Source organism: Spirosoma gilvum (assembly GCF_054776815.1).
In genome coordinates this window covers 1-6,388 of sequence record NZ_BAAHBH010000032.1, presented here as the reverse complement: position 1 = coordinate 6,388, position 6,388 = coordinate 1, and the positions used below count along the sequence as shown (strand labels likewise).

Annotated in this window: 10 protein-coding genes; 6 read left to right on the top strand and 4 right to left on the bottom strand. The window is 43.6% G+C overall.

What is annotated here, in order from left to right; translation table 11 throughout:
* Positions 1 to 99: 99 nt before the first annotated feature.
* From ACYVFD_RS35860 to ACYVFD_RS35850, 3 genes are all read right to left on the bottom strand, one after another.
* The gene (locus ACYVFD_RS35860) at positions 100 to 567 is read right to left on the bottom strand and encodes an Hsp20/alpha crystallin family protein (protein WP_461095439.1); all 468 of its coding nucleotides are present in this window, start codon (positions 565 to 567) and stop codon (positions 100 to 102) included.
* A 155-nt stretch (positions 568 to 722) separates the two neighbouring features.
* Positions 723 to 1,592: a DUF5712 family protein gene (locus ACYVFD_RS35855; protein ID WP_461095438.1), complete on the bottom strand. Its 870-nt coding sequence runs from the start codon at positions 1,590 to 1,592 to the stop codon at positions 723 to 725.
* 20 nt (positions 1,593 to 1,612) lie between these two features.
* Entirely contained in the window at positions 1,613 to 2,233 is a 621-nt protein-coding gene (locus tag ACYVFD_RS35850; RefSeq protein ID WP_461095437.1) for a BfmA/BtgA family mobilization protein, read from the bottom strand.
* 666 nt (positions 2,234 to 2,899) lie between these two features.
* On the opposite strand from ACYVFD_RS35850, the gene ACYVFD_RS35845 reads away from it, so the two are divergent.
* The 5 genes from ACYVFD_RS35845 to ACYVFD_RS35825 all read left to right on the top strand — a co-directional run bounded on the left by ACYVFD_RS35845 (position 2,900) and on the right by ACYVFD_RS35825 (position 4,925).
* Entirely contained in the window at positions 2,900 to 3,835 is a 936-nt protein-coding gene (locus tag ACYVFD_RS35845) for a replication initiation protein (protein ID WP_461095436.1), read from the top strand.
* Positions 3,825 to 4,049: a hypothetical protein gene (locus ACYVFD_RS35840; protein WP_461095435.1), complete on the top strand. Its 225-nt coding sequence runs from the start codon at positions 3,825 to 3,827 to the stop codon at positions 4,047 to 4,049. Before ACYVFD_RS35845 ends, ACYVFD_RS35840 begins: the two co-directional genes overlap by 11 nt.
* 149 nt (positions 4,050 to 4,198) lie before the next feature.
* The gene (locus ACYVFD_RS35835; RefSeq protein WP_461095434.1) at positions 4,199 to 4,513 is read left to right on the top strand and encodes a hypothetical protein; all 315 of its coding nucleotides are present in this window, start codon (positions 4,199 to 4,201) and stop codon (positions 4,511 to 4,513) included.
* Positions 4,503 to 4,670, top strand: coding sequence for a hypothetical protein (locus ACYVFD_RS35830; protein ID WP_461095433.1), 168 nt, complete (start codon positions 4,503 to 4,505; stop codon positions 4,668 to 4,670). Before ACYVFD_RS35835 ends, ACYVFD_RS35830 begins: the two co-directional genes overlap by 11 nt.
* Before the next feature lie 30 nt (positions 4,671 to 4,700).
* Complete coding sequence (locus tag ACYVFD_RS35825) at positions 4,701 to 4,925, top strand: hypothetical protein (protein ID WP_461095432.1); 225 nt, start codon at positions 4,701 to 4,703, stop codon at positions 4,923 to 4,925.
* On the opposite strand, the gene ACYVFD_RS35820 is transcribed toward ACYVFD_RS35825, so the two are convergent.
* Complete coding sequence (locus ACYVFD_RS35820; RefSeq protein WP_461095431.1) at positions 4,922 to 5,293, bottom strand: hypothetical protein; 372 nt, start codon at positions 5,291 to 5,293, stop codon at positions 4,922 to 4,924. The two genes, ACYVFD_RS35825 and ACYVFD_RS35820, sit on opposite strands and share 4 nt — an antisense overlap.
* A gap of 423 nt (positions 5,294 to 5,716) precedes the next feature.
* Here ACYVFD_RS35820 and ACYVFD_RS35815 point away from each other — a divergent pair, with 423 nt between their 5' ends.
* Positions 5,717 to 6,010, top strand: coding sequence for a putative quinol monooxygenase (locus ACYVFD_RS35815; RefSeq protein ID WP_460979938.1), 294 nt, complete (start codon positions 5,717 to 5,719; stop codon positions 6,008 to 6,010).
* Positions 6,011 to 6,388: the final 378 nt, after the last annotated feature.

Here is a 6,388-nt window from a genome sequence, read left to right as displayed (position 1 = left end):
CTTATACAACACATCTTCAAAAAGTCCTATTTACCTAAGGCAAAAAAAGGGTGGTGACATACGATGTCACCACCCTTTTTAGGTACGGTTTAACCTAAGTTAGTTAATCTGGATTTGAGTGGGTGCCTTGGGTTTGGCTTCTTCCTTCTTGGGAAGTTCGATATGCAGAATACCATCTTCATACCGAGCCTGGATCTGGCTCTGCTCACAGGAATCGGGTAACCAGAACGAACGAGAAAAGGCATGGTAGCTAAACTCACGCTTGGTGTATTGGCCTTGCTGATCACGCTCTTCGTGTTGATCCTGTTGCTGTGTCGATACCGTCAGTTTGCCGTTATGCAAGGTTAGATTGAAGTCTTCCTTCTTCATACCGGGGGCGGCTACATCGATCTGATAGCCATCGGTGTCTTCCTTGATGTTGACCGCCGGTACCAGCGTGCCGACTTGAGAGCGGGTAACGCCGGGCCAGTTCCGATTAAAGTTGAATAATTCGTCCATGTCTCTGCCCATGAATTCATCCAGTAGAGAGGGCAGTTGTCCATTTCCATTGAATTTAACCAGTGACATCGTTGTAAAAAGTTTAAAGGTTTGACATAAAAATTAAGTCAAAAAGCCTCTAAACAAGCTCTATGCCAACTATTGGCCGCTTTTTCCCGACACCTAGAAAAATGACATTTTGTCATTTTTTCTTAGCTGACATGGTCACTCCGACAGAATCCAGCTTACAGACTCAACCCTCGATTCCGTTTCTGCTCTTGCTGAATGGTCAGTTCTCGTTGGCTTAGCTCGATTGTTTTGGCTTGCTCTAGTCGTAGCTCTTCAGCCCGCCGGAGATCGGCGGCTAACTGCTGCTGGCGTTCGTACTGCGTATCGCGTAGTTCCAGCGTCATAGCAGCCCGTTCCTGAACCGTGCCGTTACTCATCGTATTCTGATACCGAAAACTCTCTTCCAACTCCCGACGGTAGCCCATTTGGGTATCAAAGGCCATTTCACTGCGCTCTTTGAACTCGACCCGATTAAACTGGCCGAACTTATGACCATGCTCGGCACTCTTACCCTGGCCTCGATGATTGGTCATTGGGCTCAACAACCGTTGATTCTGCATGTCTTTACGGCTGACAATGATCTGCACGTGCATCTGATGGCCAGCTTTTAACTCACCCCGTTGGGTCAATCCCTGCTTCACGTCCGGATCGGTCCACTTGTAACCTCGGTTGTATTCGACTTTACCGTACCACTTCACATCATCCGGGCCTAACCCCTTCTGAAAGTTAGCTGCATACTCAGCCATCACGCCACGAGCGTACTCCTTGAGCTTTTGGGGGTCGTTACCAATGTGCTGCAACTCTTTCTGGGAAGGACTGATGTTGACCAGATAAAACTTAGCCTCGTGTTGCTTGAGCTTGGCCGTATTCGAATCAATGCCTAACCGCACTTCCTGAGCACGTAAATCATCACGGCCTTGATTGAACCACAATTCAGCCTTATGCTCAGCTTTCAGATTGTTTTCTTTCTCCAGATACTCCACGAGCTGGCCACAACTGCCGGCATTACTACCGCTGCTACTGGCGGTGATATTGATATGTGGCATGGTTGGAAAGGGATAAAAAATTATAGATTGGCTACCTGGCTCTGAGCATTCTCCTGAAGCTCCTTGATCAGACGGCCCTGGGTGAGCGCATTCAACTGCTCCCGGTGCAGAATGTAGTGATTCAGGATGGCCACAAATCTTGCTTTTAAGCTCTCTTTTGTCTTTACCTGTGCGTTGACCTCATTTCGATGCGTTCGCGTCTCCTCGAGCAATTTATCGAGCTTCTGAACCATGTTTGCCTGCTGATCCTGCTGGGTCTGATGCTCCTTGAGTAATCGGCGTTGCGTGTGGATGAAAAAGCCGCTGACTTGCTGTTGGTCATCCTGCTGAAAAAACGGTTCGTACTGGCTGTTGAGTCGGTTCAGATTGCGCTGCAATTGAGCGAGGTCAGCCAGCATGGGGGAAAGCGCTTCTTTCTCCTGGGTTTTGATGAAGGAGATGATCCGGTTAATGCCCTGCCCCAGCTCCTTCTTGAGCAATTCGTCGTTCAGATCGGCGGGATCTTTCTTGGATTTGTAGAAATAGTCCACCATTTGGCCGAACAGCTCCTGCTTCGAGCGGCCTAGTTTTTCGCTTAACTTGCTGAATTTCAGGTCAGTATCCGAATCGAAACGGACGGACTTATTCGCTTTCACTTCCATAAATAAGCACTTTAGTATATCAAAAGTGGCCTCAATTTGCTAAGAAAAGGCATTTTTAGCTAAAAATATACTTTTCGCTTACTAACTAATAGTAAAAAAATTTGCTAACTAATTGATTATGAACACAGAGACCTCGTAGAGCAAGCATGAATTATCGCGGAGCGTAATTCCCGCTTGCTCTTTGTAAGACCGCTTCGCGCTTTGTTTTTTCGTCGCTTCGCCCTTTGTTTTTTGATCTTTTTCCCCCTTCGTCTTTTCTCCCCTTTTCACCTATTTTTTTAGTTGACCCGTTTTTACTTTCTAAACCGTACCTGTCAAACCACTTCAGCCCAGGCAATCCCTCGCGCGCGTATGTACATGCCCGTACGCGAGACAAGTGATTGTGTATTTCAAATATCACTTGTTAATCACTTGAAGGGGCAAAATAGAGCTTATAACTGTCAGATTTACAAGTATTTACAGTGTGGATAACTTTAATAAAGTGAGGTTTGGTTACTGATAAAGTGAGGTTTGGTTACTGAAAGGCCCTTAATAAAGTGAGGTTTGGTTACTGAAAGGCCCTTAATAAAATGAGGTTTGGTTACTGAAATATTGATTTAAAAAAATTGTATTGATTTATTAAAATCACTTTTTACATTTGTCTGATTGATAGATAGTAATGTTCTTATGAAAAAGGGAGTAGAGATATGGCAGGATAATGCATTAACACTTGCTCGGTATGAAATGAGCGAGACAGAAAAGAATCTGTTGTATATGGTTGTTGCCCAAGTTAAGCCCGATGATCCTGAGTCAAAAAGATACCAAGTATCAGTTAATCAGATGGCGGAAATCAACGGTTCTGTACGCCTAAAGTCGGATGCATACAAACAAGCGACTCGTAAATTGATTGGTCGTGTGTTTGAAACAACCCTTCCTGATGGGGACTTTTTACAAGCTGCTTTTATTACGTCAGCTCGTTACAAAAAAGGGACTGATATAATCGAAATAGGTTTGTCTCCAGAAGTACGGCCGTTTTACATTGACCTGAATAAGAAGTTTACCAAATTACAACTAGCAGCTGCTATCTCTCTTAATTCAGCTTATGCCAAACGTATTTATGAACTGCTATGCATGTATAAAAACATGGTGGATAAAACCTTTAGGCGTAACCTAATTGATCTTAAAACTATGCTTTGGGTAATAGACCCAAAAACCGGGAAAGATAGTTATCCAAGCTGGACTTGGTTTCAAAGAAATGTACTAGACATTGCCATTAAGGAGATTAATGGTCATACGGACCTGACTTTTAAGTATAAGCCTATATACGGTGATCGGCCTGGCAGAGGGCGCAAGCCAGTTGTCGAAGTCGAGTTTGAAGTCTTCTATAAGGCTAAACCTGAACCCACTCAAACGTCATCAGTGCATGAACGTCTAGTAAAACAATTCCGATTACGAGTTGACCAAGCTGATCAGGTGCTAGCCCTCCATTCGACGGAAACTATCAACCGACAGTTGTATGATATACAAACCAAAGCAGCCGATGGGAAAGTTAAGAATATAGGCAGTTATACGGCCAAAGTATTTGGCTTAGAAACGACGAAAGGGAAAACAAATGGAAAATAGAGAACCTCTTGAACCCATTCCACCTCTTAAATCAGGACAATGCAACAGTTATCGGCCTGAAGATATTCGCCGATGGGGTGTACAAAGATTCTTGGATGAGGTTTGCCCAAAGGAGCCGTTCATAATACCAGATTTGGGTTTCACCGACGAAGAAAATCGACGCATGGACGAAGTATTAGAACAAGAACGTCAGGCGACCGCTGAAGGAAAGTAAGGTAGATTGATAATTAACCAGAATGACTTTATTTGATAACTACATTGAAATCCAATCATATACCTAAGAACACAACCTTATATCTACCCCCTGGCTACGGAGCCGATCGAGCCGAAATCTTTTGGCAAACCGTTAATTGTGATCACTTTATGGAGAATTACCGGGCTGATTCGGCTAAGATCAACTCCAATGAACAGGTACACAACCTCAAATTTGCCGATGTGGCCCGGATGCTATCCGGAAACGTAGTGATCGGGCCAGTCCCTAAATCAGCCAATAAATACCAAGCAATTTCTAATTGGCACGAGAAGTATTATCTGACTATCTTTACTTTAGAACGACGCGTGGAAAATCCTTCGGTTCTGTTCGCCGTTATCATCACAACCTACATCACCTATGAAAGCCGATACATCCACCAGCATCAGCAATACATCCAGACGATCCGCCAGCGGTATGGCCGCTAAGCCGGTTAAGGTATCGGCTCATGGCCCGTTGCCTGGCAAGGGTCCCTGGGTACGGGTGGACGGAATTTGGTACACGAAAGATGAAGCCGATGAATGGGTCAAGATGCCCGGTCAAGAAGATCTCAAGCCTAAACGGACGCGTAAGGCTAAGCTCTAATTCATAGGCAGATCGTTCAGCATGCTCAAGATGCGAAAACTCTCGAACAAAAAAGTAGCTCCTAAACTGCTGGCTATAATCAAGAATGAGCATACCAAAGCTCAAATGAGCCAGCTCGACGATAAATGGGCTGATTATAAGGCTCAGGATGCTTACGACTTACTAGATACACTTGACTGTATAGCACGACATAATGAGCCTGTACGTCCATTTAGTGAGGTCAAGAAGGAAATTATAACCAGCCGTAAAGCTTAGCCGAATAGACGTTTCCAAAATGACTGTTTTCCTTGTTCAGGCATTCTGGAAGCAAGGCCCTCCACAATCTTAGTCAGATGGTCGATCTGATTTTGAATGTCAACCGGGGCCGCTGGTAATTGAGACTTTGTCAGCTGGCCTTGCACCATGTTACGGATATCTTCATTCACATATTGACCCATCGTTTTACCAGCTCGGCTAGCTCCTTTTTCAATAATAGAACGAGTCTCCAAGTCAACCCCACGGACCGCCCAAATACCCACATCAGGAGCGCGACGGGCCCGACCACCTTTCCCCTTCGCTTTTTCAATACCTTGATCAAGTGTTTTACTTAATTCAAGTTCTGTTAAACCATCCTGATCTGCCATTTGAGTTTTGTTAAACGTTTTGTTTAACAGCTAATGTATAGAAATCTAGCGATTTAAGAAGTGTTTGACAAAACATGAGTAGTGTTTAACAGAATTCAAGTTTTGTTAAACATAGACAATGGGTTTACATAACATTGATTATACAACCGTGCATTCGTCCATTTGAGAGAAAAAACAGTCTCACAAACTCAATCCTATTGATGAAAACTAGACGTTGATTCCTGAGATAACAATTTGAGACACAGCGTAGCTCGAACTGACCTATTTGGTAGAAGTTCGGCGACCATCTGGGAAAAACGGGCGTTTTAAGTGGCACAATCTATTCTCACTATCACGTGTCTTAAATTAATCTTAAAAAGTATAACCAAAGTCGTACGTTTGTCAAATATCATACCTATTACAAACTTTTAGACTCATTTTATCATGGAAAAACTTTCATTACTGGCCCGTGTTCAAGCAAAACCTGGCCAAGAAGCTACGGTCGAGAACTTTCTGAAAGAAGCCCTGGCCCTAGCTCAACAGGAACAGGGTACCCTTCGTTGGTATGCCTTCAAGATCAATGAGAATACGTTTGGTATTTTCGACACCTTTGCTAGCGAAGAGGGTCGACAAGCCCACCTGAGCGGTGAAATTGCGAAAGCGTTGCTGGCTAATGCTGATACTCTACTGAGTATGCCCCCTGTGATAGAACAGCTTGAATTACTTGCCGTTAAATAACAGATATAACAGGGTAGTGACTTTCATACTTTGGGTAGTAAAAGATGAAAGTCACTACCCTGTTACAAATCAAGCGACTTTTATTTTACTCTCAAAATACGCTCTTTTTAAGGAAACGAACAGAGCGGTATACAAATAATCGCTTAACATAATCCGGGGCTTTTTTCTCCCCTTTTCAATCTACAATTCATTCTGTTTACAAAGCTTGTATAGGCCGGTCAATCTTAGAATATTCCCTTAACATAAGATTCCTTATACAACACATCTTCAAAAAGTCCTATTTACCTAAGGCAAAAAAAGGGTGGTGACATACGATGTCACCACCCTTTTTAGGTACGGTTTAACCTAAGTTAGTTAATCTGGATTTGAGTGGGTGCC